Genomic DNA, 25,331 nt, shown 5'->3' with positions numbered 1-25,331 from the left:
AGTAGGCTTAATTGAGCGGAAAGCCGACCTTGACAATGAATTCATTGACAGAGTGGCTATCCCATACGCGCGCATTGGAGCATTCTGCTTCACCTCCGCCCATGCAAGTATTTCCTTTGAGTTGATAACGCCACGCACCAGTAACCCACCAGTCTTTAGCGGCGTAGTGCATATTGGGACCAACAAAAGTAGCGCGTTGTACTTGGTTACGCAGGTTTAATTCTGAATAGTCATTATGAAAGCGGGCCTCGACACCAGCAGACCATTTAGGTGCAAAGCGATAGCTAGCACCTACTAAGAAGTCCAGCATAGACTCAGGCACATTACCATTTTCGACAAACTTTAGCCGCTCATTTGCTAGCACCACATTGCCCGCAAGAATCAGTCGATCATCAATAAAGTTGGATTGTAGGAGCAGTCGAGCTTCAATCTCATTTTTATTTCTTCCGATGGTAGGTTCTAAATAGAGACCAATGCCTACGGGGGAGGTAACGGGGTTGGTAATGCGATAGATAGCTTCTAGAGAGCCACCTTCAATTCCACTTTTTCTGTAGGGGGTAGCTGGATCATGGCTGGATGGAACGCCATAACCTCCAGTACAGCTTGGACTATCGCCGCAAGCTTCGGGGTTGGTGTAATTTTGACTGGCATTGGTGTAATAAGAATTGATATACCCAGCAATCTGTAAATTATTGGTGAGGCCATACTCCAATTCAGTGCGTGCGGTCCAAGCGTCATAGGTGCCTGCTGCCTGTTGTTGATTCAGTTGTAATCTTTGCTCAAATTCCAGCTTACCCTTGGGTTGAAGGTCTAAGGTGTAAATCCAACCAAATGCTCCCTCTCCAGCGTTAGCAAACGAGAAGTGGAATGCGGCTACCAATACTAAGGTGAAGGCTATCAGTCTTTTGATGGTTAATTTCATGGTGTCGTCTCAGTGAAATAGATGTGTGGGTGCGGTGAGTTACTTAAAAAGACTCTCATTAAATAAGAATGATTCTCAATATACATCAAATAGGAATGATTCTCATTAAAAAATGAAAGACCTTGTTAGTTCCAGTGTTCGCGAACTTCAACTATTGCAAGCGGCTAGATAGCCGCTATGTAATAAGATGCAAACCTATGAATGCAGATGCTCTTGAGAAGTTAGTGTTGATGAAGATGCCATTTGGTAAGCACGCAGGGCGAGCGCTTGCCGATTTGCCAGGCAATTACCTAGCGTGGTTTGCTCGCGAAGGGTTTCCTAAGAACGAGTTAGGAGAATTACTAGAATTAATGCACACCCTAGACCACAATGGCTTACGCGGTTTGCTGGCGCCAATTCAGCGAGCGCATGGCATTCAATCTCGCTTGCGGGACCGAGATTGATCTCGGGATTTATTGCTTAGCGGGGATTTGACAGCGGTAAATGAAAGTCGATCCCAGTTCTCTGTATGAGTTCCGAGTAAGAGATCAAGGGACTCACTTGGGCTTCATTGGTATTTTCGATCCAGTAGACCCAAGCCAACTGCTTAGCTGGGTCATAGACTAATTTGTAAAGATAAGCAGGGATGGTGACCTTACTTTTGCCAATGCTGCCCCTATTTCCAGTTGAACCCGTAAAGACATAGATATCACCATCCACTCTTTTGGCGTACATTCGAGTTGGCTCCTCAACGCGTTTCGCCCAGATACCCTGATTATTCTGCCTTGCCTGCGGCATCATATTGGCCAGAGAAAAGGATTGGGCCATACCTTGCTCCCCAGTCATATCACCAGCAGGGACATTATGGCCACGGTCATAACCACTGCCCCGGTAGTCTGATAACAGGGCACGCTCGTGAGCAGGGACCCTCGCTTCCTCATAAAACTGATTGGTGCGACGGGGGCGAGTTTGAGTTAGCTGCCTCCCATTCAGTCTTTCAACGGTATAGATGGGTTTTTTATCCGTCGGCGAATAATAAACAGCGAAATCATCAAAACAGAGGTCTCGTCCGATGAGCGAAGTAGTAGGGGTTTGTCGCTCAGGGAAAAGATCTTGGCACTGGTCAAATAGAGCCAGCGCACTCAGTGGAAAGGCTAGACTGAGCAATACACAGAGTTTGACTATGGCATTCATGAGTGGGTAGTGTAGGTGTGCATTAAAAAGTCAGCTACTTTTTTTAACTCGAGCTGCATTCTCTGTGGGTACTATCTGTAGTGAAATCCAATTCTTTAAGTACTAAATGTACGGGCTCACCCCCTTTTTTATCCATGAAAATAGTAAAAAAGTCTGTTTTACCTCTGTTTTTTATGATGTGAAATAAGTGCGCACTAACTCTTATAAGTGATTGATTTTAATCAGATTAATATCAATCAATGAATGCTTAGAGGGGGTAATACACAATTTAAGATCAAAAAGTAATAAAAATAACTTTCTTTATTCTTGACTAGATATAAGAACCTTCTTAGGATGACACATGTTTATTAATTATTGCGGTGCAACATAAATCAGTTATTTGGTTTCTGGTGTGTAGCAAGACCCTGAATGATTACAAGTTTTATAGCCAAATTAAATGACCTGAGATTAGCGCAGCATACGAGCGCTAGTAGCAAGGCTCTATTGGCGTATGCCTTATCTCCTATCTACCGCGTGATAAATGGTTTAGTGCTGGTCTCGGTTTTTGCCATCGTGGGGCTGTGGTTGTCCGGCAATGGAACTCAGGCGGGTGCTTTTGATTTAGCGCGCGTCTTGGTTCCTGAGGAAGCAAGGCAAATAGTCTGGAATCAGGGATTTGGCATATTGGATCAGTACCAAGAGCCGGCTCAGGCAGCCCCAGCCGATAAAGAAATTATCGCGGTGATGTACGGTAAGTTCATGGGTGGCTCCGTAGCTAGCTCTTTATCTAAGCCCGCAGCCATCCCAAAACAGCAGGCCATCGCCTTACTGATGCCCTCGGTAGCCAATGCTCAAGTAAGGCCTATTTCTCATTTATCGGATCGGATCCCAGCATCCAAGATTGATCCGCAAGCCCAAGACTCGAAGCTGATGGTTTCTGTTCAAAATCAACGGGCGGTTGCAGACTTTTTTGAGAAAAAATACAAGCTCGACCGTAGCAAAATTGAAGGGTACGTCTCCAACACAGTATTGATCGCTAAAGAAATCAACATTGATCCGGTGCTTTTACTCGCAGTCATTTCGGTGGAATCCAATTTCAACCCATTGACCAAGAGTGGGGCAGGGGCAGAGGGCTTGATGCAGGTGATGACCTTAGTACACAAAGATAAATATGCTCTTTATGGCGGCGTTGACGATGCGATCAAGCCTGAGGTCAATATTCGAGTCGGCGCTTATATCTTGAAGTACTTGATTGCCACAACTGGTTCATTGCGCGGTGGCCTTAAGTACTACGTAGGTGCCGCCAATGCGGAGAATGATGGTGGTTATGCAGATAAAGTGATGGCAGAAAGAAATCGCTTGATTGTCTTGTGTCAATCGACGCCAACACCAGGCAGCCAAAATAAGCTCACACTGAATGGTAAAAGCTTACGTTCTTAATGCTTGCGCAAGCTTCAGTCATCAAAAAGGCCGCTCAATGAGCGGCCTTTTTTATTCAAGGGCTCCAACAAAAAGGCTTAGTTCACCCCGTGGAGCTCTACTTCAAAGAGCAAAGTGGCATTTGGCGGAATAACACCACCTGCTCCCCGTGCCCCATAACCCATTTCCGCGGGAATAATCAGGGTGCGTTTACCGCCAATTTTCATACCCTGCACTCCTTGATCCCAGCCTTTAATAACGTGACCAGCACCCAAAGGAAAGCTGAACAGTTGTCCGCGATCCAAAGAGCTATCAAATTTCTGACCTTTATGATCGGCTGCTTTTTCATCAAAGAGCCAGCCGGTGTAATGTACGTCTACCCCATTACCGGCTACTGCTTCTTTACCATCACCAATAACGGTGTCTATTAGCTGTAGTTCACTCATGTTTTTCTCCCTCTTTGGCTTAAATTGATTGGCTAGTATATTCTGGGTTCTATCTTTTGTTTAAACCTATCCCTATGACCAATTTCTGGCCCCGCTCAGCTTATAAGACCCTTACGGTCGATGCAGATAATCAACTTCTGGTGACGGATGCCTTTTTACGCACCTACCTACTTCGCCCAGAGTTACACCTAGTACCAGAGTCCTGTGATGCAGAGCGTGCCTTGCATCAACGCCTGACGAATAATCCTCGTGAAATGATTTCTGAATCAGAAATTCTGGCGATGGCTGACGCAGACATTCAGGTGAACTATCAAGTGTGGTTAAGGTATCGCACTAAGCTTTTGGCGGCTAGCTCATTAGAAAATTTCTACATGAGTTTGTTTGAGGGTGACGGGGTCGATGTACCCCCTCTGTTTATTGCACAATTAGCGCAAATTTTTATTAGACATATTTTGGGTGAGGATTGCCATCCGCTAGATGCCCGTATGGGTGAACTCTTTTTCCGCACGCAGAAAATCAGCGTGTTGGAGGATAGTATTGTCATGGGCGCGGATGAAGAGGTGGTGGATCGCAATGCCAAGGCTGGTGAAACTGGCGACATTATGGATTTGCTGAAAGGTAAATCGATGACGATGCGCTCGGTCGATTTAGATGTGCTTTATGAAGACAACGCCGATTTATATTGGGATAAAAACGAAGATCATGATTTCGCTGTGCAGCTAAATTTCGGGCAGCCTCCCATTAACCATTTTTGCCGTGTATTGGAAAAATGGATAGAGCACTTCTTGGGAGTAAAAACACGCATTACGCCAATGCAACAAATTAACGATCCAAAGTGGTCATGGCATGTAGGGCTTGATGCTAGCGCAACAGAAATTCTGAATAAGCTTTATAACAAAGAGCCAGTGGATACAGATGAGCTGCAAAAAGTCATTTGCTTGTTCCGTTTGGACTTTATTGAAGAGGCCGCTGTCTCGGTGGCGCAGGCAGGTAAGCCGGTATACATGGGCATTGCGATGAGCGATCAAAAGCAATTAAAACTTAAGCCGCAGAACCTGCTATTTAACTTGCCGCTGGCTAAAACGTCTTAGGTTTGCTTACCTCTGGTATTGCCTAAGCTGATTGCGTGCGATTATTTTTTCTATTTTGAGCGCCTAACCAGAGTAGTGCTACTGCAGTAATCAATACCGGGACTAGCGAGCCAAAGTTCAGGATATTCCAGCCCTGCGAGGTGATGATGGCGCCCGAACCAAATGAGGTGAAGGCCATCGTAGCAAATACAAAGAAATTGATGGCTGCCTGTGCCTTGTCACGCTCTTCCGGGCGATAAGCAGTCATTGCCAAGGAAGTGGCTCCGGTAAATAAAAAGTTCCAGCCTACGCCTAATAAAAAGAGTGCGATCAGGTATTGCTGCAATGCCACGCCTGTGAGTGCAATGGCGATGCAGGCTAAATTGAGTAAAACACCAACCCCCATTATTTTGAGAGTACCAAAGCGCTGAATCAATGAACCAGTAAAAAATCCAGGAGCAAACATGCCAATAACATGCCACTCTAATACCAGAGCAGTATCTGAAAATGGGAGCCCACAAATTTGCATTGCAAGTGGGGTCGCCGCCATCAGTAGGTTCATCACACCGTAACCAAGAGAGGCGCCAATAATGGCCACCATAAATACCGGTTGTCGCAAAATAACTTTTAGGTCTCGACCTGCCGAGAGCGCATGTTTAGTTTTGAACTCATCGGGGAAGTGAATGTACTGCATCACGATAATGCCAATACAGCCCGCAACCGAAAGCGTGAGGTAGGCGCCCAAAAAGGCCGTATCGAATATATTCTTTGTCCAAGATGCCAGATTAGGCCCAATGACTGCCCCTAGAATGCCGCCAGCTAAGACCCAAGATACCGCCTTGTCTCTTTGGCTGGCCACCGTAAGTTCTGCAGCCGCAAATCGATACAGTTGGCCATTGGCGCTGTAATAGCCTGCGATGAAGGTACCTAGTACCAGTAACCAGAAATTTTTTGAGTAAGCGGCGTAGGCACATAAGAGTGCTGAAAAGACGGCAACCAATAGGCCTAATTGAAAAGATATTTTTCGACCAAAGTAATTTTGGGTTTTAGCCACAATCGACGTTGAGAATGCGCCACCAACAACATAGCCCATAACGGGTAGTGTCGCCATCCAGGCTACGGGGCTCAGGCTCAGCCCTACCAACCCATTAATGGCGATGAAAGTGACATTATTGGTCAGAAACAGGCCCTGACAGAGAATCAGCAGTACGAGGTTTCTATTAAAGAATGGGATTTTTTCTGTCATAGGCGTCAGTTTACGGCTTATCTCCCAGGGTTTTACCTTGGGGTAACCCGATACATTCCCATTCATGAGCCAATTTGGTGACGATTAAGCCCGAATCTGCACAGGGTGATGATTTAAAATAGAAAGGTAAGCCCTGTATATCTAAAGCTTCTTGCACAAAAAGCGAAAGTCTTTAGTAAGGGGCATTACCCAAAATTTATCCATATTGAGGAAATATCCATGGCTTCAGAGAAATCAAAAATCATTTACACGCTAACAGACGAAGCGCCCTCCTTAGCGACCTGTGCATTTTTGCCGATTATCCGCACCTTCACTGAACCAGCCGGAGTGGAAGTGGTGACAAGCGATATTTCTGTTGCAGCTCGGATCTTGTCAGCTTTTTCTGACTATTTAACTGATGCGCAAAAAGTGCCCAATAATTTGGCCGAGCTGGGGCGCATGACGTTATTGCCCGATACCAACATTATTAAATTACCAAACATTAGTGCCTCAGTCCCTCAATTATTGGCAGCTATTAAAGAACTGCAAGGCAAGGGGTATGCATTGCCAGAGTTTCCGGATGATCCTAAAAGCGATGCTGAAAAAGCAATCCGTGCGTTGTACTCTTCTTGTTTAGGTAGTGCAGTAAATCCAGTGTTGCGTGAAGGTAATTCTGATCGCCGCGCACCGAACGCAGTTAAGCGTTACGCTCGTAAGAATCCCCATTCCATGGGTGAGTGGAGCCAAGCTTCGCGCACTCACGTTTCTCATATGCATGGCGGTGATTTTTATGCCGGTGAGAAGTCTATGACCCTGACTAAGGCATGTGATGTGAGGATGGATTTGGTGACTAAGAGTGGCAAGACGATTGTGCTCAAAGCAAAAGTTGCTTTGCTTGCTGGTGAAATCATCGATAGTATGTTTATGAGTAAAAAGGCGTTATGCGAATTTTACGAAAAAGAAATTGATGACGCCTATAAGACTGGCATGATGTTATCTTTGCATGTCAAAGCAACGATGATGAAAGTTTCTCATCCGATTGTCTTTGGTCACGCTGTGAAGATTTTCTACAATGAAGCTTTTGCTAAGCATGCTAAGTTATTTGAAGAATTAGGCGTTAATCCCAATAACGGCATGAGTAGTGTGTACGACAAAATCAAAACGTTGCCAGAGTCCAAGCGTGAAGAGATTTTAAAAGATTTACATGCCTGTCATGAGCACCGTCCCGCATTAGCTATGGTTGATTCTGCCAAGGGTATTAGCAACTTACATTCCCCAAGTGATGTGATCGTCGATGCCTCAATGCCAGCAATGATTCGCGTGGGCGGCAAGATGTGGGGTGCTGATGGCCGCTTACACGATACCAAAGCAGTTATTCCAGAAAGTACCTTTGCGCGTATTTATCAAGAGGTTATTAACTTTTGTAAAACCCATGGCAACTTTGATCCCACTACCATGGGTACTGTACCGAACGTTGGCTTAATGGCTCAGCAGGCTGAAGAGTACGGTTCACATGACAAAACCTTTGAAATTGCTGAAGCTGGAGTAGCTCGCATTGTGGCTGATGACGGTACGGTATTGCTAGAAGAGAATGTAGAAGAGGGTGATATCTGGCGGATGTGTCAAGTCAAAGATGCGCCGATTCGGGATTGGGTCAAGTTAGCAGTCAATCGTGCACGCCTCTCTAATACCCCAGCGGTATTTTGGTTAGATGAATACCGTCCGCACGAAGCCGAGTTAACTAAGAAAGTAAGTACCTATTTAAAGGATTACGATCTAACGGGCTTAGATGTGCAGATCATGTCGCAAACCCGAGCTATGCGTTACACCTTGGAGCGCTTGATTCGCGGTAAAGATACGATTTCAGTAACCGGAAATATTTTGCGTGATTATTTGACCGACTTATTCCCAATCATGGAGCTAGGAACCAGTGCCAAGATGTTATCGATCGTACCTTTAATGGCGGGCGGCGGCTTATTTGAAACGGGTGCCGGCGGCTCTGCCCCTAAGCATGTTCAGCAACTGGTTGAAGAAAATCATTTGCGCTGGGATTCTTTGGGTGAGTTTTTAGCCCTAGCAGTTTCTTTAGAGGATATTGGCGATAAAACGAGCAATCCTAAAGTGAAGATCTTGGCGCGTACTTTAGATGAAGCAACCGGTACCTTATTGGATAACAATAAGTCCCCTTCGCCACGTACAGGGGAGCTGGATAACCGCGGTAGCCAGTTCTATCTAGCGATGTATTGGGCACAAGCTTTGGCCGCGCAATCTGAAGATCAGCAATTACAGGCCCATTTTGCCCCCATTGCCAAAGCCTTGGCCGAGAGTGAGACAAAGATCATAGAAGAGCTCAAGGCGGTGCAAGGTAAGCCAGTTGATATCGGCGGTTACTTTGCAGCTGATCCTGAAAAGTGCAAGGCAGTAATGCGCCCCAGCGCGACTTTAAATCAGATTCTGAAAGCAGCTAGAGCAAGTTAACTCCGAAAAAACCGCATTGGCATCATAAAAAAGGCAAACCTGCGTGTTTGCCTTTTTAGTACTCATCTCTCTGTGTTGTCAATGAAACTGATCAATTGGATTGTAATTACCTTAAAGTCAACCTGGTCAATAGGGGCCCGTACTTGTAAAAAATGTTTGTAAAAGTAGGCGCAATTGAAATTCACAAAAATTGTTATGATGGCAAACATTACTTTAAATAGTCACTTAAATAAACTTGCTATCTTGAATCTCAATTTTTGGGGGAAATATGTCTCGCATTTTAAAACTTATTGTTATTAGTGCATTTTCGGTTTTATGCACGGCAAATGCCTTTTCTCAATCCTATCCAAGTAAAGCAATTAAATTGGTTGTGCCATTTCCCCCTGGTGGCCTGATAGATACGGTAGCGAGGTTGGTTGCAGCTCCGCTATCAAAAGAGTTAAATCAAGCGGTCATTGTTGACAACAAACCAGGTGCAGGAGGAAACCTAGGTGCGGCTGAAGTTGCAAAGGCGCCCGCAGACGGATACACGTTATTGATGGCCTCGGCACCACTGACTATTAGTCCAGCGCTTTACAAAAATCTACCCTACACACCAGGCGATATTCAAACTTTGTCAATTTTTGGTGAATTACCAAATGTGTTGCTTGTAAATCCGGAGTCTGGAATAAACACTGTAGCTGACTTAGTTAAAAGAGCTAAGACAAATCCGGGCAACCTGAATTACGCCTCCAATGGCAATGGAACATCATTGCATTTAAGTGCTGAGCTATTGAAGAATCAGGCAGGAATTTATATCGTGCATATTCCGTATCGTGGATCAGCATTAGCAAACGTAGCTCTGATGTCTAAAGAAGTTGATTTTATGTACGATAACTTACCTCCTGCTTTAGGGCACATTAAAGCTGGTAAGTTGAAGGCGCTTGCAGTAACTACTGCAAAAAGGAGTGCAGCCTTACCAGACACACCAACAATGCAAGAGGCGGGTTATCCAGGGTTTTCAGTCTCCGCATGGTTTGGATTGGCTGTTCCTAAGGGGACTCCACCAGAAGTAAATGCCCGGCTTCAAAATGCGATTGAAAAAGTGTCATCTCAGAAAAATTTTATAGACTCTATTACTAAGTTAGGCGCTTCAGTTGATTATTTAAACACAGCACAAACAGCTGAATTTATGCGGGTAGATTCAGAGCGCTGGAAAAAAGTGGTCAATTACGCAAAAATCCAATTGGATTGAATAGGCTTTCTTAGTTCAGTGCTGTAAATGCCCCCAATATAGTGTGCGATACATAGTAGATATTTCAAATTAGGCAAGTAATGATTAATAAAAAGATTGGATTAATAGGCCTTGGTGCCATGGGTCTTGGCATGGCAGGGTCTTTGAGGCGAGCAGGGTATGAAGTTCATGTCTGTGATACCCGTAAAGAGATAGCGGATGCTTTTGCAAGGCAAGGTGGGGTTGCACATGATTCACCAGCAGAGCTGGCGAAACAAGTAGATGTTGTTGTCAGTGTTGTTGTGAATGCAGAGCAAACTGAAGAAGTCTTATTTGGTCAAAATGGAGCTGCAAGGGCTATGGCTAAGGGCAGCGCTTTTGTCATGTGCTCAACAGTTGATCCCAACTGGTCAATCTCCCTTGAAAAGCGGTTAAGTGACTTAGAAATTCTGTATTTGGATTCACCGATCTCAGGCGGATCAGCTAAAGCTGCAAATGCGCAGATGACAATCATGAGTTCTGGATCGCCACAATCGTATGCAAAGGTGGGTGAGGCATTGGAAGCGATGGCTGCCAAAGTTTATAAGTTAGGGGATAAAGCTGGCGCTGGAAGTCAAGTAAAGATCATCAATCAGTTATTGGCAGGGGTGCATATTGCTGCAGCTGCAGAGGCTATGGCACTTGGGTTGCGTGAAGGAGTTTCTGCAGAGGCTCTTTATGAAGTGATTACTAATAGTGCTGGCAATAGCTGGATGTTTGAGAATCGAATGGCGCATGTCTTGGCCGATGATTACACGCCTCTATCAGCGGTTGATATATTTGTAAAAGATTTAGGTTTGGTCTTGGATACAGCGAGAGCCAGTAAGTTTCCTTTACCTCTCTCATCTACAGCACATCAAATGTTTATGCAAGCATCTGCTTCAGGCTTTGGACGAGAAGATGATTCGGCTGTAATAAAGATTTTCCCTGGTATTACTTTGCCGAAAAAGAAATGACAAGTTTATTGAGAAAGCCTTTATTGGGCTGTATTGCCGATGACTTTACTGGCGCAACTGATTTGGCTAATAATTTAGTCAGAGGTGGAATGAGTACGGTGCAAACCATTGGCATTCCTCGGGATTCAAAGGTTTTACTTGATGCAGATGCGATCGTAGTCGCATTAAAGTCTCGCACTATATCTAAAGATGATGCCATTACACAATCGCTAGAAGTACTATCTTGGTTGCAATCTCAAGGTGTTCAACAAATTTATTTCAAGTACTGCTCAACTTTTGATTCTACTAAAGAGGGTAATATTGGGCCTGTTATTGACGCATTACTTACAGCGCTAAATAGTAAATTTACTATTGCATGCCCAGCATTTCCAGAGGCTGCAAGAACAATATATCGGGGGCACTTATTTGTAGGCAATGAATTGCTGTCAGATAGTGGCATGAAAAACCACCCTCTGACACCAATGACCGACTCTAATTTAGTGCGCGTATTGCAATCTCAAACTAATCGTAAAGTAGGTCTTGTAGACTATGAGACGATATCAAAAGGGGCTGAAGCGATTTCTAGCAAGTTTTCGAGCCTTCAGTCTGAAGGTGTTGAAATTGCAGTTTTAGATGTTCTTTCTAACCAGGATCTGCATTTTATTGGTTCTGCAATCGCGAATATGCCTTTGATTACTGCGGGCTCTGGGGTAGCGATTGGATTACCAAGAAATTGGGGTTTAGGGCAATCAAATGAAGCCTCTAGTGATGGCTTTCTAAAGCAGGCTAAGGGTTATCAGGCGATTCTTGCGGGTAGCTGCTCCCTTGCTACCAATAGTCAGGTTGATCATTTTAGAAAGGCAGGTAATCCTTGTTTCTGCATAGATCCATTTGCGCTTGATACGGGCGAAGACGTAGTGCGTCAGGCGATTACTTGGGCGCAGTCATTTATTGGGCAACGACCCCTACTCTTTTACGCTACCGCTCAACCTGAAGAGGTAGCGCAGGTGCAGACTAAGATCGGCATTGATCGCGCAGGACTTTTAGTGGAAATGACTCTTGCTCAAATTGCTGTTCAGCTTGTGGAAATTGGCATTCGGCAACTTGTTATTGCTGGTGGAGAGACTTCTGGCGCAGTGATCAAAGCTTTGAAAATTGACCAAATGAATATCGGTCCGCAGATTGCCCCTGGTGTTCCTTGGACTTCTGCAGTAGTGAATGGTGAGCAGATTCATATTGCTTTGAAATCAGGCAATTTTGGGGGTGCAGATTTTTTTGAGAATGCCTTTAGGAGGCTTAATGACTGAATCTATCTTAAGAGATGAAATCTGTAGAGTGGGTTTATCTCTTTATCAGCGCGGTTATGCACACGCTACGGTAGGCAATATTAGTGTTCGGCTACCTGAAAACGATGGTTATTTGATTACTCCGACAGATGCCTGCCTTGGAAGCATGGATCCCAACACTTTGGCTAAAGTTGATATGAATGGAGCTCAAATTAGCGGAGATAAGGCATCAAAAACTTTAAATCTGCATCGCTCTATTTATGCGGCAGATCCTACTGCACACTGCGTTATTCATAGCCACTGTACGCATTTAGTAGCGTTGACGCTAAGTGGGGTTTGGAGTCCGGATAATATTGTGCCGCCGATAACGCCTTACTATGTCATGAAAGTAGGACATGTTCCGCTCATTCCCTACCATCGGCCAGGAGATCCCAAGGTCGGCGAATTAATTGCCTTAAAGGTCAAGGAAATGCAGGCGAAAAATACTCCGATTCAGGCTGTGATGCTAGAACGACTGGGTCCGAATGTATGGCACCATAGCCTTTCAAAAGCAAGTGCTGTTTTGGAGGAGCTAGAGGAAACAGCACGTTTGTATTTAATGACTAAACCATCATTGCTAACCGATATTCAAATTCAAGAACTGCGGGATCAATTTGATGCCAAGTGGTAGATTTTAGAAGAACTTACGCCTAGAAAATTCTCAGTTTATGTAAACGAGCTGCAAATCATCGGTATGATTTGCAGATCTTATATCTATAAAGAAAGTCTTCGTTAAAAAGGGCTTGAGCTCAAAAAATAAGGCGTTGACCTTAATTAGACCGCTTTTAATCGAACCTGCTTATCTGGCTCACAACGGTAGTAAAGTAATGACTTAGGCCTATTTATATAGCTTTCCTTTTTCCTTTCATCTAAGAGGTTCTTATATGAGTCAATATGACCATAAATTACTAGCCAGTGATATTACCCCTAAGGCAGTGTTTGATAATCGACGCACACTCATCAAGTCAGCCGCAGCGGGAGCTTTTGGTTTAGCACTTGCCCCTTGGTTTTCTCGAGAGGCATTAGCCAATGGTGGCCAAAAGTTACCTGCCACACTAAATCCTAACTTTGCGGCGAGGGATGACTTAACGAGTTATAAAAATATTACTACCTACAATAACTTTTACGAGTTTGGAACAGATAAGGCCGACCCAGCTGCCAATGCGGGAAGCTTGCAAACCAGGCCATGGACCGTCACGATTGAGGGTTTGGTCAAAAAACCGGTCACCTTGGATATCGATGCCCTACTGAAATTAGCCCCTATGGAAGAGCGTATTTATCGGATGCGCTGTGTCGAAGGTTGGTCTATGGTCATTCCTTGGGATGGCTATTCTTTATCTAAGTTACTCAGTCACGTTGAGCCTTTGGGCTCAGCAAAATATGTTGAATTTATTTCTCTCGCAGACCGTAAGCAAATGCCAGGCTTACGGAGTCAAATCATTGAGTGGCCTTATCGCGAGGGCCTGCGTTTAGATGAGGCAATGAATCCCCTAACGCTCTTAACCTTCGGCCTTTATGGCGAAGTCTTGCCTAAACAAAATGGCGCTCCGGTGCGGATTGTAGTGCCCTGGAAGTATGGCTTTAAAAGTGCCAAGTCGATTGTCAAAATTCGTCTGACTGAAGAGATGCCTAAGACTAGTTGGAGTCAGTTTGATGCCCGTGAATATGGTTTCTATTCCAATGTAAACCCATTAGTCAACCATCCACGTTGGAGCCAGGCTAGCGAACGTCGGATCGGGGATCCTAAGGGCATGTTTGCACCAAAAATCAAAACAGAAATGTTTAATGGATACGCGGATCAGGTGGCAAGTATGTACTCCGGTATGGACTTGAAGAAATTTTATTAAGTCAGTAGCGTGATTGTGTATTTGATGAAGCCTCTTATTTTTCTTGCGGCATTGATTCCTTTAGGTCGCTTGATATGTCTTGGGTGGGTAGGTGACTTGGGCGCCAATCCCATTGAGTTCATTACTCGCTCCACAGGCACTTGGGCTTTGGTATTTTTATGTTTGACCTTGACGATGACGCCCTTACGCCTCATCAGTAATTCAGTAGCCTGGGTTCGTTATCGCAGAATGTTAGGGCTTTTTAGCTTCTTCTATGCTTTCCTACACTTTGGTATATGGCTGTGGTTGGATCAAGACTTTGATCTTTCCCAGATGTGGAGTGATGTGGTGGAGAGGCCCTTTATTACGATGGGATTTATTAGTTTAGTGATGCTCACCCCACTAGCAATGACTTCTAATCACTGGTCACAACGTTTTCTAAAGCGGCGCTGGTCTACATTGCATCGATTGATTTATGTGATTGCCTGTACGGTAATGCTGCATTATTGGTGGCATAAGGCGGGTAAGAATGATTTTGAATCAGCAAGTATTTATGGGGTTATTTTGTTCTTACTCTTATGTTGTCGGATTCCCTATATACGCAATCGCTTGCGTTTGAATAAACATGCTTAAATTACTTCAAGTAAATATTTTCCTGACGATTTATTTAGGATTGACGACACTCGCTTTGAGCCCAATGCAGGTGAGCGCACAAGCCAATGCTCAGTTGGGGGAAGCGATGGCAGTAAAAACAATCACTACGCTCGATGTCCCGCGCTATTTAGGAACTTGGTATGAAATAGCAAAATTTCCGAATTGGTTTCAGAAAAAGTGCACGAGCAATACGAAAGCAATTTACTCCACAAAGATGGATGGAAATCTACAGGTGCTCAATAGCTGCCAAATAGCCAATGGCGAAACATCCCAAGCCATTGGTGCGGCACGCCAGATTGGGGCGCCAGGTTCACCTAAGCTCCAAGTGCGATTTGCGCCAGAGTGGCTCTCGTTTTTACCTTTTGTGTGGGGCGATTATTGGATTATTGATTTGGATGCCCAGTATCAGCTAGCAGCAGTCAGTGATCCTCAAAGAGAGTATCTTTGGGTGCTCTCGAGAACGCCGCAAATAGATCCTAAAGTTTACAGCGATCTATTGCAGCGCTTGAAGCAGCAGCAATTTGATGTCAGCAAACTTGAGCTGACACCCCAAAAGAATTAGCATGACACAAAGGCGTATTGGAGACTACTTACTTCCGCCGGGGATTGATATCTTTGAGCGAGGCTGGTTGTCTGCCAATAATATTTTTTTATATGATGATCACAATGTAGCGCTGGTAGATTCTGGATACTGCGCTCATCAGCAGTTGACAATCGATTTAGTAGCTAAAGCGCTAGAGCGGCATCACTTGTCAACGCTCAATACCATTGTTAATACGCATTTACATTCCGATCATTGTGGTGGCAATGCAGCGCTCGTTGAGAAATTTAGCTGTGACATCATGATCCCTGTTTCAGAGGCAACTGCCGTCCAACATTGGGATGAGGATTTATTAAGCTATCAAACTTTAGGACAGGTATGCCCGAGGTTTTCTTATCAAGGACTTTTAGTACCCGGCGAGACTATCGTTTTGGGTTCTTATCTGTGGCAGATATTAGGAGCCCCAGGACATGATCACCATTCGGTGATGCTCTATCAAGCAGATCATCAAATGCTGATTTCAGCCGATGCCCTTTGGGAGAATGGCTTTGGGGTAATCTTTCCGGAGCTCTGGGGTGAGGGTGGTTTTGAAGAGGTTGTTAAAACATTGGAATTGATTGAGGGCTTAGCAGTATCGCTAGTCATTCCCGGGCACGGTAAACCATTCACTAATGTCCAAGAATCAATCACTACCGCAAAGTCACGCTTAGATTATCTGTCCAGCAATCCCGACAGAAATGCGCGTCATGGCGCTAAGGTGTTGTTGAAATATAAGTTACTAGAGTGGCGCAGTATGCAGATGGCACAAGTGCAGCATTGGATCTCTAGAACACCAATATTCAGTCATATTCAACAGCAGCTTAATATGACTGAAGAAGAATTACAGGAATGGCTGCCTCAAGCTTTAGTAAAGTCTAATGCCGCTAAGATTGAGCAGGGTTATTTAGTCAATCTAGACTAAAGATTAAAATCAGTTAAGAAAAATACATCAGAAAAGACAGTCAATAGATGGAGTATACGAAATGATGGAACACGCGGAACAATCGAAACAATCGGAAAATTCAGAACATACCGTGTTAGTCACTGGCGCAACAGCTGGATTTGGTGAAGCCACTGCACGACGATTTTTGGCTAGCGGCCATCGGGTCATTGCTCTGGGTAGGAGAGTGGAGCGCTTAGAGGCTCTCAGGGTTTCACTTCCTACAGCGCAACAGAATAAATTACTGACTTTATCGGTCGATGTTTGCGATAGTAAGCAGGTAGATCCATTGGCGGCAAGCTTGCCTGCTGAGTTTGCTGGTGTGACGATTCTGGTCAATAACGCCGGATTAGCCTTAGGCTTAGAGCCTGCGCACCAAGCAATATTATCTGATTGGGATCGGATGATCGATACCAACATCAAAGGCTTAGTCCACATGACGCGGGCATTTTTGCCTGGCATGGTTGAGCGCAAACAAGGGCATGTCATTAATCTGGGATCAGTCGCAGCTAATTACCCCTACCCTGGTGGCAATGTTTATGGTGGAACGAAAGCTTTTGTGCATCAATTTAGTTTAAATTTAAGGGCAGATCTCATTGGGACGCCAGTCCGTGTAACTTGTGTCGAGCCTGGCATGTGCTCTGGTACGGAGTTCTCTCATGTTCGCTTTAAGGGTGATGACGATAAAGCAGATAAGGTGTATAGCGGCGTTCAGGCACTCAGTGCGGATGATGTAGCAGAGGCTATTTTTTGGTCAGCAAACTTACCAAGCCATATGAATATTAATTTGATGGAATTGATGCCCGTTCAGCAGTCATTCAATGGATTTAATGTACACCGTGGGGCCATCTAAATAAGGCTTAACCCTTCCACTGATAAAACTTGGGATAGTGCCGCATTACTACGGGGCCATCAAAATCCCAAGATTTGCAGGTCCCCAAGTAAAGCGGTGGTTTATCGTCACCGGAGTCCAATAGCGCTCCAGGTATCGATTGAAATGCAGCGGTTGCCATGCTGGCCAATAGCTCTCTGAGATGAGTGCATCCCTGAATACCACCTAAGTGGGTATTAATTGTTTTTCGCCAACCTTTGCCGATTTGTTCACCAATCAGGGCATCCATGGGTGGAATGACTTGTGGGCATTCAGGATGGGGATGTTTATCCATTACCACTTCAATATCCTGAAGCACTAGTTGTGTGTTTAAGGTTACTCTGACCCACATGTCATGAAATGCCTCCCCGGGCTGCCAAGTGCTAGCACCAGTCGTAAAGGGATTGGATTTGAAATCCCGTAAATGGGCCTCGATATCCCATAGGCCGTCTTCCCGGGCATAGCCCTGGAAAATAATTTCACGAGTGTGTAAGTGGCTTCTAGGTGCAGGTGATGAAAGCATGGGGATCTCTAATTCCAGTAGGAAATATCAAAAGTATGACATTTATCATAATGGCTTCTTACGCCCTTAGAAAATATGTGTTGCTTTGTAGTATGCTCAGCAAGATCTATGTCTAAACCACTTCCACTTGAAAAAATACTTTTTAGCCAAGGCTTTGGTACCAGGCGTTATTGCAGTGATTTGGTGTTGGCAGATTTAGTGATGGTCAACGGGGCTTTAGCAGAAGATCCGGATGAGCGTATTGCTACTGAGGGTTTGGTCCTCAATGTAGAAGGCAAAGATTGGGAGTTTCATGAAAAAGCGTATCTCGCTTTTAATAAGCCCCCAAACTATGAGTGCTCTCATAAAACCACTCATCACCCCAGTATTTACAGCTTACTCCCTAAGCCATTCGTGGAGCGTGGCTTACAGTGTGTTGGGCGCCTTGACTTTGATACAACAGGTTTAATTTTGATGTCAGATGATGGTCAATTTATTCACAAGATGACAACGCCAAAGAAAAATATTGGGAAGGTATACGAGATCACCACCCCAGAGCCTATTACTCAAAAGCAAATAGACCATTTGTTGCGGGGAGTTGTATTGGATGATGATCCCAAGCCATGTTTCGCTACTGCATGCCATCAACTCAGTGACAATACCTTAGCGATGACGATTGTTGAAGGCCGCTATCATCAAGTTAAGCGCATGATGGCTGCCGTAGGTAATCATGTAGCGCAGTTGCATCGAACGGAAATAGGCCAATATGTCATGCCTGCAGATCTTGCTGAAGGCGAGTGGCGCTGGCTTTACCAGGATGACTTAAAACAGTTATCACAGAGTGTGGAGCATTATCATGCCAAAACCTAGTCTCTTGCCAGTAGATTTTAATTTTCTGGAGGCTGTGCCAGATTGGCAGTTAGCTTCGAGCGGTCAGGAGATCTCTCGTGAATTTACTTTTAAGAACTTTAAAAGTGCTTTTGCTTTCATGACCCTTAGCGCAGACTTTGCTGAAGAGCTCAATCATCATCCAGATTGGACTAACTGCTGGAATAAAGTCGGCGTCCGCTTAAGTACCCATGACCTTAAAGGGTTGACTGATCTTGATATCACCATGGCTCGCGCCATGGATCAATTTGCTCGAGATATCACTCATCAAAATTAATTAATGCTCTTGTTCATCCTCTTCTTCAGAGTTCATGCTCATGAGAATAGTGGCTAAGAGACCGTAAACCACTTCAGTAGCAATCATTCCATCTTCGTCGAGCTCATCGATCAGATCATTTAAACAATCTTCGGTTGGCTCGTTCAATAGGGTCATGGCGCATTTGCACCCGTAATCAAAATCTTCATCATCTGGGGTTGATGTCTCGTTGGTCATGCTGGTCCTTTATAGGTAATGCCGTAAGGATTGAGAATAACGCTTTTATTGCATTCTTAAAAGCGCTTTATCCCCCCAAGGACATCAGCGCTGAATGAACCCCATATTCACCACATCCGCTACACTACAAATATGATCAAATTCATATCATCGACAGCAAGGGCTGTGCAAACTCAACGCATTCAGTCAAAGCCTCTCTTGATCGTAGTACTTGCTAGTATTTGCGCTGTAACTGTTCCCAATCGGGTTATAGGACAAACTTTCTCCCCTTACACGCCGGCTCAGATTCAAGAATTGAATAGTCAATCGATTGCACCAGTAGAAACACCTGCAGGCCCAATATATTCCGGTATACAGCCAGCGAACCCCATTCCAAGTCAAAACAAAAGCCCTAGCTTAGATTCTCGATACTTCTCAAATCCTCAGGGTGAAGAGCAGGCACAATCACAAGAGATGGAGTCGGCAGTACCGTTTGAGGCCGTACCTTCAACGATTCAGTTTTAACGGCTGTAGTCAACTCTAGCTGTTACTATGAACTTCATCATTCCATAAAAGACTTTTTCATGAAATCACTCATCCTTCAGTTAGCTGTAGCGATCCCCCTTTCATTTGTTACATTAGGGACGGCATTTGCTCAGGGAGCGCTACCAGTCAATGCGGCTGCTTCTGTCAATGGCACAATTATTTCCAATGACACGGTAGAGCAGGGCATACAAGCGGCTTTGGCACAAGGTCAGACAGATTCTCCAGAATTGAGGCAGGCTGTATTAGGAAAGTTGATTGAGATTTCACTACTCTCGCAGCAAGCGGAGAAAGATGGTTTGGCCAATTCAGATAAAGCCAATCGTCAGCTAGCGATGATTCGCCAGAATTATTTAGCGGACTTAGAGTTGGCCACCTATATTTCAAAGAATCCAGTAACTGAAGCGGATATGCAGGCTGAGTACAACCGAGAGATTGCTTCCTTAGGTTCGCAGGGCATGATTGTTGAGTATAAAGTGAGTGATATTGCCGTCGCTACAGAAGCAGACGCCCAAGCGGCTTTAGCCAGAATTAAAAAAGGCGAGGCATTTGATAAAGTAGCTAAAAGTGTTTCATTAGCGCCAAATAAGGTTCAGGGTGGCGCGGTTGGTTGGGTTCAAGCAGGTCAGACTATGCCACAAATTGCAAATCTATTAGGCTCGATGGCTAAGGGGCAAGTTTCACCAACGCCCATTAAGATGCCACAGGGCTGGTCTTTAATTAAGCTTGAGGACAAGAGAACTAGTAAACCACCAAGCTTTGAGCAAGCTAAAGCGGCTATTCGTAATGGCATGATCCAAAAGAAACAGTTTGAATTTTTATCCCAATTGCGTCAAACCGCCACAATCATTGTTCAGTAATGATTCGATAGCTAGTGGTATTTCTCTATCTGAATCATTCGTAATTCAGGGTAGATTAGATTGCTAGATCGGTTGTAGGTTCATTAGTGAGTTCAGCAGTTAGTTCGGCAGCATGTTCAGTAGTGTGTACATTATGGATTTGATATTCAATTACATAGGAGCTAGCCATGATTCAGAAGAACGCAACAAAGGTAATGGATGCAGCGCAAGCAGTGGGTCAGGTAGTGTTGACTAGCACTCAAGAAATTGCGCAATTAAATCAACAGGCCTCTCAGGAACTCTCTGCCCGCCTACAGGCGAAAGTGACTGATCTGATGAAAACCCAAGATCCTAAGGCTGCTTTTGAGTTTGTGCATGCACAAGTATTGCAAGACGCTGCAAAAGAAGTGACGCAGTACCAGGCTAAGTTATGTCAGGCTTTAGCCAGTAGTAATCAAGAGTTGGTCAAGATTGCTGAATCGATGATTAAAGAATCGCAGCAAGATTTGATTCATTTTGTAAATGAAGCTACTCAAAATGCCCCGTCAGGTAGTGAGCCCTACCATTCGATATTTAAAGGTTCTTTCAGTAATGCATTACAAAACTTTGAATTAATTCGTGCTGCTATGGCTGACTCATTTGGTAGTTTTGAAAAGAGTATCCAGAATATGAGTAATCTTGCGGGTACTCAAAAAGAAACAAGCGCTAAGACTCGGGGTAAAAAATAAGCCTAATAGCTTAGGAGCTAAAGGAATCTAGGATCCTTGATCTAGGATCGTTGGTCCCAGATCAAGGATTACAGTGGCTGCAGCGGGAGGGGTCTGCTAATTTGAGGACCTTCATTCCTTCGGTGTGCTGGTGATCACACTTGAGGCAGCCCCAGATCTTGGCTATCTCTTGCTCAGTTGGCAATCCACAAGCATTACAGGGAAGGCCTCGCTGAATATCTTTAATCCAGTAGCCCGGGGTTTGGCACCCCGGACAGACAGAATTCATCTTCTGGATAAGATCAAGGGTGGCTTTGCGAATATTCTCCATGCGCGTGGGGTTGGCAAAAGCCCTCAGATCATTTTCTATGAAGACCGCGCCTTTGGTGGAGTGCGCTTGAGCCCATTCAAAAGCATCCTTTAACTCGATGAGGTTTTTAATACCCTTGCGAGACTGTGGATGATATTCATCTGTCGGCTTGATCACTAATTGATGCGATGGAAAAAGAGCAGATTGAGAAAACTGGATGACCTCTTCCCAATGACTGAGGTAGCTACTATTACTTTGAGCGGGCGCACCAGAAAAGCCAATGATTTCAAATTGATGCTGGTGGTCAAGCAAAATGACGAGTTCATTATTCCAAGGGATCACACCGGTATACGGATCGGCAACAAAGGCGCCCTCATTTGCTAGTCCTAGGTTAGTGCCAAGCAAATCCATACCGATAATCACTTTCTTACGAGCAGCATCTAACTGTGTTCCGTATCGAGGCGTTTCACGAGTGAACGTACCTAACTGATCGGTGTCATAGGCATCGGTATGCTGGACTTGACAGCCAGTGAGCGCAAGCATTTCAGAGGCAATCACCATTTCTTTGCCATGTTTGGTGAGTAAGCTAGCGGTCCGATTAGAAAAGAAATTCATACAGTGCTCCATACAGAGACTCATCCAGGGATTGAGTAAAGCAAAGTACTGCTGTGATGATCATCTTTACAACAACTGCTTAGCAATCCAGGTGTAAAGCGGAATACCTATGATGATGTTAAACGGAAAGGTTAATCCTAAAGACATGCCCATGTATAGTGCTGGGTTGACTTCAGGCAGAGCATGTCTGAGCACAGCGGGAACTGCAATATAAGAGGCGCTAGAAGCAAGCACCATGAGTAAGACAGTATCCCCCAGTGGCAAGCCTAGCAATTTACAAAATACGAGCGCTAAGAGCGCATGCGTCAGTGGTGATCCTATGGCATATAGCAAAGTAATCGGTGGCTTTCCTTTGAGGCCACTGAAATTTCTAGCTGCCATCAGACCCATATCGAGTAGGAAAAACGCCAGCATTCCCTTGAACAGATCAATCGAAAATGGCGCCATGAGTTTTTGGCCGGCATCTCCACTCATCAGGCCTACTATCATGGATCCAAGCAGTAATAGTTGGGCGCCATCCGTGAATGACTCATGCAATACCTTAGATAGACCTGTGACTGGCTGGCCTGTTCCATGACCTGACGGTTGTGCAGCTCTTGCTTTGTTAGCCATGATGATGGCGAAGATAATCGCTGGAGATTCCATGAGCGCCATCGCAGCAGCCATGTGGCCACCATAGCCAAGACCTAAGTGATCTAAATATTGGGTAGCAGTAATAAACGTGACAGCACTGACAGATCCATAGGTAGCGGCGATCGCAGCTGAATCAAAAGCATTTAATTTTTTTCGTAAAATCCAATAACCAATAATCGGAATCACTATTGCCAACAATATAGCCAAGCCTAATGAGAGCCCGATTTCCGTTGTAAAGCCAGATTTGTGGAGGGCAAATCCACCCTTTAAACCCAGAGCCATTAATAGATAGAGCGATAAAAATCGGGAAATAGGCTGCGGAATTTCTAGATTCGATTTAACGGTGCCCGCAAAGACGCCAAAGATAAAAAATAAGATGGCAGGATCAAGAAAATTAGTCATGTTGTGAGTTTAACGGTGGATCATCAAGGTGATGATCGTTTGATGATTGCCTCTACTAGGGGGTTAGCAATCTTTTTCTCAGATAGGATGGCGTAGAAATATTCGTAAACATCGCTACAGTGGCCTAGTGCCTCGATGTGATAAGTTTCCTTCAATTCTTTTTGCACTAGGTTAACTGCAGGAAAAACGCCCATACCACTAGCGGCAAAGGTTTTGAGTAGGGCGCTATCCTCAAATTCTCCGACGATATTGGGAATAATATTATTTTTGATAAACCATTGGTCGATCAAAAATCGAACCATGGAGTGGGAGGTGGGCAGTAGGATGGGTAAGTGATTTAAGCAGTCTGGAAACCCGCCTTTTACTTCTTTAAGCCACTTTTTAGAGCCATACCAAGAGATAGAGGATTTAGTCAGCTCTTCACTATAAACATTGAGGTTTTTGTTATTGGGCGCAGGGCGATCTGACAAAATAATATCGAGTCGATGTAATGCAAGGTCTGCCAATAAATCATCAAACTCACCCTCGTGCACAATAAGATGAATCTCTTTCATTTGTAGAATAGGTTCAAGTAATTGACGCGCAATGAGCTTGGGTAAACCATCGGATACCCCAACAGTAATTTTTTGTTTGGGGGCCTTAGCAGCATCCCTGACTGCCTCGGGCAGTTTCTCTCCGAGTGAAAAAATTTGATCAGCGATTTCTAAAGCAGCAAAACCAGACTCCGTCAGCGTGATGCCTCGCCCCGCGGGTTTAAACAAGAGGAAGCCTAGTGACTTTTCTAGCTCATGCACCTGTGCGCTGATCGTCTGAATGGCCATATCTAGACGCTCAGCAGCCTTGGACATACTGCCTTCTTTTGCCACTACCCAAAAGTAGTACAGGTGTCGATAGTTAAAGGGCATGGTCATATTCAGGTTTTTTCGAAAGTAAGTTCAATATATATCTTCTTTTTACTAAGCTCAATCAACCTTACATTAACCCCATCAGTGCTCATGGTATTCGTGGGTCAAATATTAATTAAGGAAACTCAATTGGAACTCTTTAGCCCAGAATTTTTTTCGGCCTTACTGGCCATTGTGATGATCGATTTGGTGTTGGCGGGGGATAACGCTATCGTCATTGCGATGGCAGCCAAAAATCTCCCCGCTCACCTACAGAAAAAGGCAATCGTTTGGGGGGCAGTAGGCGCAATTGTAGTGAGAAGCGTCATGACTCTCTTGGTTGTGTATCTATTGCAGATTCCAGGGTTAATGTTGGTTGGCGGTTTACTCCTGGTATGGATTGCCTACAAGTTGCTTAACCCTGCAGCAGATGATGGAAAGGGGCATGGCGCTGCTTCAACCACATTCTGGGGGGCAATGAAAACGATCGTGATTGCGGATGCGGTGATGGGTTTAGATAACGTCTTAGCAGTTGCCGGCGCATCAAATGGTAGTTACGTACTCGTTGTATTAGGCCTACTGATCAGCATTCCAATTGTGATTTGGGGATCAACTCAAATTTTAAAGCTAGTAGAGCGTTACCCATCAGTTACCTACCTCGGAGCAGGTGTTCTGGCATTTACTGCTGGAAAGATGATTACCTCAGAGCCTCTCACACAGGAATTTCTTCAGTCTTACAGTGCCGCATGGGAATACGTCATACAAATAGCGGTTGTACTTGGAGTTTTATGCGGTGGTTTTATCAGAAGCAGACTGGCGCTAGAGGATGTAATCGCTTCCTCAGTAGTAAACCCAGGCCCTACTGACGAAGTAGTAACAATGCAGTCTTCTCAATTGAAAGGAAATACCATGAATTCCATTCTAATTCCGGTTGATGGTTCTAAGAATTCTGATTTAGCAGTTAAGCATGCAATACGAGCATATGGGCACAATCCCCAAACACATATTCATCTATGTAATGTGCAGCCAAGCTTGCATACCCATATCCGTAAATTCTTAAGTAAGCGCTCCGTTCAAGATTGGCAAGCCGATTGTGCGCTCAAAGCGACAGAGTCTGCATCACGTCATCTCGAAAAAGCAGGCGTTGCATTCTCTTCTAGTTATGTTTGTGGAGATAAAGGTACAGGTTTATATGATGAGGCGCAGCGACTTCAATGCAATCAGATCGTGATTGGGACTTCTAAAAAGCACTCAGTAAACAGGCTCTTTGAAAACTCTACAACTGCTAAGTTGCTGCAAATCAGTGATATTCCAGTAGAGGTAGTTACTGGTAGTGCCTTGCATCCACTAGAGCGTTGGGGGATTCCTGCCTTAGGCGCTGGCGCTGCCACTGCGTTGATGGCAATTGTGATTGATTAACTTTATCCTGCTGTTCTCTCTT

At 44.6% G+C, this 25,331-nt stretch carries 28 protein-coding genes and 1 pseudogene; 20 read left to right on the top strand and 9 right to left on the bottom strand.

Going from position 1 to position 25,331, the window contains the following annotated elements:
- Window positions 1-7: 7 nt before the first annotated feature.
- Window positions 8-922: a DUF6662 family protein gene (locus tag B0G85_RS04230; RefSeq protein WP_100379227.1), complete on the bottom strand. Its 915-nt coding sequence runs from the start codon at window positions 920-922 to the stop codon at window positions 8-10.
- Window positions 923-1,119: 197 nt separating this feature from the next.
- Here B0G85_RS04230 and B0G85_RS04225 point away from each other — a divergent pair, with 197 nt between their 5' ends.
- Window positions 1,120-1,365 (top strand): DUF3820 family protein, encoded by a 246-nt coding sequence (locus B0G85_RS04225; protein WP_100379226.1) that lies wholly within the window; start codon window positions 1,120-1,122, stop codon window positions 1,363-1,365.
- A gap of 16 nt (window positions 1,366-1,381) precedes the next feature.
- Here the strand turns inward: B0G85_RS04225 and B0G85_RS04220 are convergent, their stop codons facing one another.
- On the bottom strand, window positions 1,382-2,095 hold the full coding sequence (locus B0G85_RS04220; protein WP_100379225.1) for a DNA/RNA non-specific endonuclease: 714 nt from the start codon (window positions 2,093-2,095) through the stop codon (window positions 1,382-1,384).
- Between the two features lie 408 nt (window positions 2,096-2,503).
- Between B0G85_RS04220 and B0G85_RS04215 the strand changes: the two genes are divergently transcribed.
- On the top strand, window positions 2,504-3,514 hold the full coding sequence (locus B0G85_RS04215; RefSeq protein ID WP_100379224.1) for a transglycosylase SLT domain-containing protein: 1,011 nt from the start codon (window positions 2,504-2,506) through the stop codon (window positions 3,512-3,514).
- A 77-nt stretch (window positions 3,515-3,591) separates the two neighbouring features.
- Here B0G85_RS04215 and B0G85_RS04210 read toward each other — a convergent pair whose 3' ends face one another.
- The gene (locus B0G85_RS04210; protein WP_100379223.1) at window positions 3,592-3,939 is read right to left on the bottom strand and encodes an FKBP-type peptidyl-prolyl cis-trans isomerase; all 348 of its coding nucleotides are present in this window, start codon (window positions 3,937-3,939) and stop codon (window positions 3,592-3,594) included.
- A 74-nt stretch (window positions 3,940-4,013) separates the two neighbouring features.
- Between B0G85_RS04210 and B0G85_RS04205 the strand changes: the two genes are divergently transcribed.
- A complete protein-coding gene (locus B0G85_RS04205) occupies window positions 4,014-5,030 on the top strand; it encodes a DUF6352 family protein (RefSeq protein ID WP_100379222.1) in 1,017 nt (338 codons plus the stop codon).
- A 22-nt stretch (window positions 5,031-5,052) separates the two neighbouring features.
- Here B0G85_RS04205 and B0G85_RS04200 read toward each other — a convergent pair whose 3' ends face one another.
- A complete protein-coding gene (locus tag B0G85_RS04200) occupies window positions 5,053-6,255 on the bottom strand; it encodes an MFS transporter (protein ID WP_100379221.1) in 1,203 nt (400 codons plus the stop codon).
- Between the two features lie 219 nt (window positions 6,256-6,474).
- Here B0G85_RS04200 and B0G85_RS04195 point away from each other — a divergent pair, with 219 nt between their 5' ends.
- The 10 genes from B0G85_RS04195 (at window position 6,475) to B0G85_RS04150 (ending at window position 17,077) form a co-directional block, all read left to right on the top strand.
- Window positions 6,475-8,712, top strand: coding sequence for an NADP-dependent isocitrate dehydrogenase (locus B0G85_RS04195; RefSeq protein ID WP_100379220.1), 2,238 nt, complete (start codon window positions 6,475-6,477; stop codon window positions 8,710-8,712).
- Window positions 8,713-8,980: 268 nt separating this feature from the next.
- Entirely contained in the window at window positions 8,981-9,946 is a 966-nt protein-coding gene (locus tag B0G85_RS04190) for a Bug family tripartite tricarboxylate transporter substrate binding protein (RefSeq protein WP_100379219.1), read from the top strand.
- A gap of 80 nt (window positions 9,947-10,026) precedes the next feature.
- Window positions 10,027-10,920, top strand: coding sequence for an L-threonate dehydrogenase (ltnD, locus tag B0G85_RS04185; protein WP_100379218.1), 894 nt, complete (start codon window positions 10,027-10,029; stop codon window positions 10,918-10,920).
- The gene (gene otnK, locus B0G85_RS04180) at window positions 10,917-12,206 is read left to right on the top strand and encodes a 3-oxo-tetronate kinase (RefSeq protein WP_100379217.1); all 1,290 of its coding nucleotides are present in this window, start codon (window positions 10,917-10,919) and stop codon (window positions 12,204-12,206) included. The genes ltnD and otnK overlap by 4 nt, the downstream gene beginning before the upstream one ends.
- Window positions 12,199-12,855, top strand: coding sequence for a class II aldolase/adducin family protein (locus B0G85_RS04175; protein ID WP_100379216.1), 657 nt, complete (start codon window positions 12,199-12,201; stop codon window positions 12,853-12,855). Before otnK ends, B0G85_RS04175 begins: the two co-directional genes overlap by 8 nt.
- A gap of 253 nt (window positions 12,856-13,108) precedes the next feature.
- On the top strand, window positions 13,109-14,071 hold the full coding sequence (gene msrP, locus B0G85_RS04170; protein ID WP_100379215.1) for a protein-methionine-sulfoxide reductase catalytic subunit MsrP: 963 nt from the start codon (window positions 13,109-13,111) through the stop codon (window positions 14,069-14,071).
- 24 nt (window positions 14,072-14,095) lie between these two features.
- Complete coding sequence (msrQ, locus tag B0G85_RS04165) at window positions 14,096-14,683, top strand: protein-methionine-sulfoxide reductase heme-binding subunit MsrQ (protein ID WP_232725939.1); 588 nt, start codon at window positions 14,096-14,098, stop codon at window positions 14,681-14,683.
- Window positions 14,676-15,266 carry a lipocalin family protein gene (locus tag B0G85_RS04160; protein ID WP_232725938.1) on the top strand — a complete coding sequence of 197 codons (591 nt, stop codon included), beginning with the start codon at window positions 14,676-14,678 and terminating at the stop codon, window positions 15,264-15,266. Before msrQ ends, B0G85_RS04160 begins: the two co-directional genes overlap by 8 nt.
- Window position 15,267: 1 nt before the next feature.
- A complete protein-coding gene (locus B0G85_RS04155) occupies window positions 15,268-16,206 on the top strand; it encodes an MBL fold metallo-hydrolase (protein WP_100379213.1) in 939 nt (312 codons plus the stop codon).
- 64 nt (window positions 16,207-16,270) lie between these two features.
- Window positions 16,271-17,077 carry an SDR family oxidoreductase gene (locus B0G85_RS04150; RefSeq protein WP_100379548.1) on the top strand — a complete coding sequence of 269 codons (807 nt, stop codon included), beginning with the start codon at window positions 16,271-16,273 and terminating at the stop codon, window positions 17,075-17,077.
- Window positions 17,078-17,084: 7 nt separating this feature from the next.
- Here the strand turns inward: B0G85_RS04150 and B0G85_RS04145 are convergent, their stop codons facing one another.
- Window positions 17,085-17,618: a DUF2889 domain-containing protein gene (locus tag B0G85_RS04145; protein WP_100379212.1), complete on the bottom strand. Its 534-nt coding sequence runs from the start codon at window positions 17,616-17,618 to the stop codon at window positions 17,085-17,087.
- A gap of 108 nt (window positions 17,619-17,726) precedes the next feature.
- On the opposite strand from B0G85_RS04145, the gene B0G85_RS04140 reads away from it, so the two are divergent.
- Together B0G85_RS04140 and B0G85_RS04135 are read left to right on the top strand one after the other, a co-directional pair.
- Complete coding sequence (locus tag B0G85_RS04140; RefSeq protein ID WP_100379211.1) at window positions 17,727-18,467, top strand: pseudouridine synthase; 741 nt, start codon at window positions 17,727-17,729, stop codon at window positions 18,465-18,467.
- Entirely contained in the window at window positions 18,454-18,762 is a 309-nt protein-coding gene (locus B0G85_RS04135; RefSeq protein ID WP_100379210.1) for a 4a-hydroxytetrahydrobiopterin dehydratase, read from the top strand. The genes B0G85_RS04140 and B0G85_RS04135 overlap by 14 nt, the downstream gene beginning before the upstream one ends.
- Here the strand turns inward: B0G85_RS04135 and B0G85_RS04130 are convergent, their stop codons facing one another.
- Entirely contained in the window at window positions 18,763-18,978 is a 216-nt protein-coding gene (locus B0G85_RS04130) for a hypothetical protein (RefSeq protein ID WP_100379209.1), read from the bottom strand. It lies immediately after the preceding gene.
- Between the two features lie 165 nt (window positions 18,979-19,143).
- On the opposite strand from B0G85_RS04130, the gene B0G85_RS04125 reads away from it, so the two are divergent.
- The 3 genes from B0G85_RS04125 to B0G85_RS04115 all read left to right on the top strand — a co-directional run bounded on the left by B0G85_RS04125 (window position 19,144) and on the right by B0G85_RS04115 (window position 21,067).
- The gene (locus B0G85_RS04125) at window positions 19,144-19,482 is read left to right on the top strand and encodes a hypothetical protein (protein WP_100379208.1); all 339 of its coding nucleotides are present in this window, start codon (window positions 19,144-19,146) and stop codon (window positions 19,480-19,482) included.
- 59 nt (window positions 19,483-19,541) lie between these two features.
- Complete coding sequence (locus tag B0G85_RS04120) at window positions 19,542-20,360, top strand: peptidylprolyl isomerase (protein ID WP_100379207.1); 819 nt, start codon at window positions 19,542-19,544, stop codon at window positions 20,358-20,360.
- Between the two features lie 167 nt (window positions 20,361-20,527).
- Window positions 20,528-21,067, top strand: a complete 540-nt coding sequence (locus tag B0G85_RS04115; protein WP_100379206.1) for a phasin family protein — start codon at window positions 20,528-20,530, stop codon at window positions 21,065-21,067.
- Between the two features lie 61 nt (window positions 21,068-21,128).
- On the opposite strand, the gene B0G85_RS04110 is transcribed toward B0G85_RS04115, so the two are convergent.
- The 3 genes from B0G85_RS04110 to B0G85_RS04100 form a co-directional block, all read right to left on the bottom strand.
- Complete coding sequence (locus B0G85_RS04110; protein WP_100379205.1) at window positions 21,129-21,971, bottom strand: DUF6671 family protein; 843 nt, start codon at window positions 21,969-21,971, stop codon at window positions 21,129-21,131.
- A gap of 66 nt (window positions 21,972-22,037) precedes the next feature.
- The gene (locus B0G85_RS04105) at window positions 22,038-23,006 is read right to left on the bottom strand and encodes a sodium-dependent bicarbonate transport family permease (protein ID WP_100379204.1); all 969 of its coding nucleotides are present in this window, start codon (window positions 23,004-23,006) and stop codon (window positions 22,038-22,040) included.
- 23 nt (window positions 23,007-23,029) lie between these two features.
- Window positions 23,030-23,917, bottom strand: a complete 888-nt coding sequence (locus B0G85_RS04100; protein ID WP_100379203.1) for a LysR family transcriptional regulator — start codon at window positions 23,915-23,917, stop codon at window positions 23,030-23,032.
- A gap of 84 nt (window positions 23,918-24,001) precedes the next feature.
- On the opposite strand from B0G85_RS04100, the pseudogene B0G85_RS10360 reads away from it, so the two are divergent.
- A pseudogene (locus B0G85_RS10360) lies at window positions 24,002-24,703 on the top strand (TerC family protein); the annotation flags it as partial.
- A 66-nt stretch (window positions 24,704-24,769) separates the two neighbouring features.
- A complete protein-coding gene (locus B0G85_RS10355; RefSeq protein WP_369405929.1) occupies window positions 24,770-25,309 on the top strand; it encodes a universal stress protein in 540 nt (179 codons plus the stop codon).
- Window positions 25,310-25,331 lie beyond the last annotated feature (22 nt).

The sequence above is a fragment of the Polynucleobacter brandtiae genome (assembly GCF_002797575.1).
Taxonomy (GTDB): domain Bacteria; phylum Pseudomonadota; class Gammaproteobacteria; order Burkholderiales; family Burkholderiaceae; genus Polynucleobacter; species Polynucleobacter brandtiae.
The sequence above is the reverse complement of the archived record's forward strand: the minus strand, read 5'-3'. Positions and strand labels throughout refer to the sequence as shown.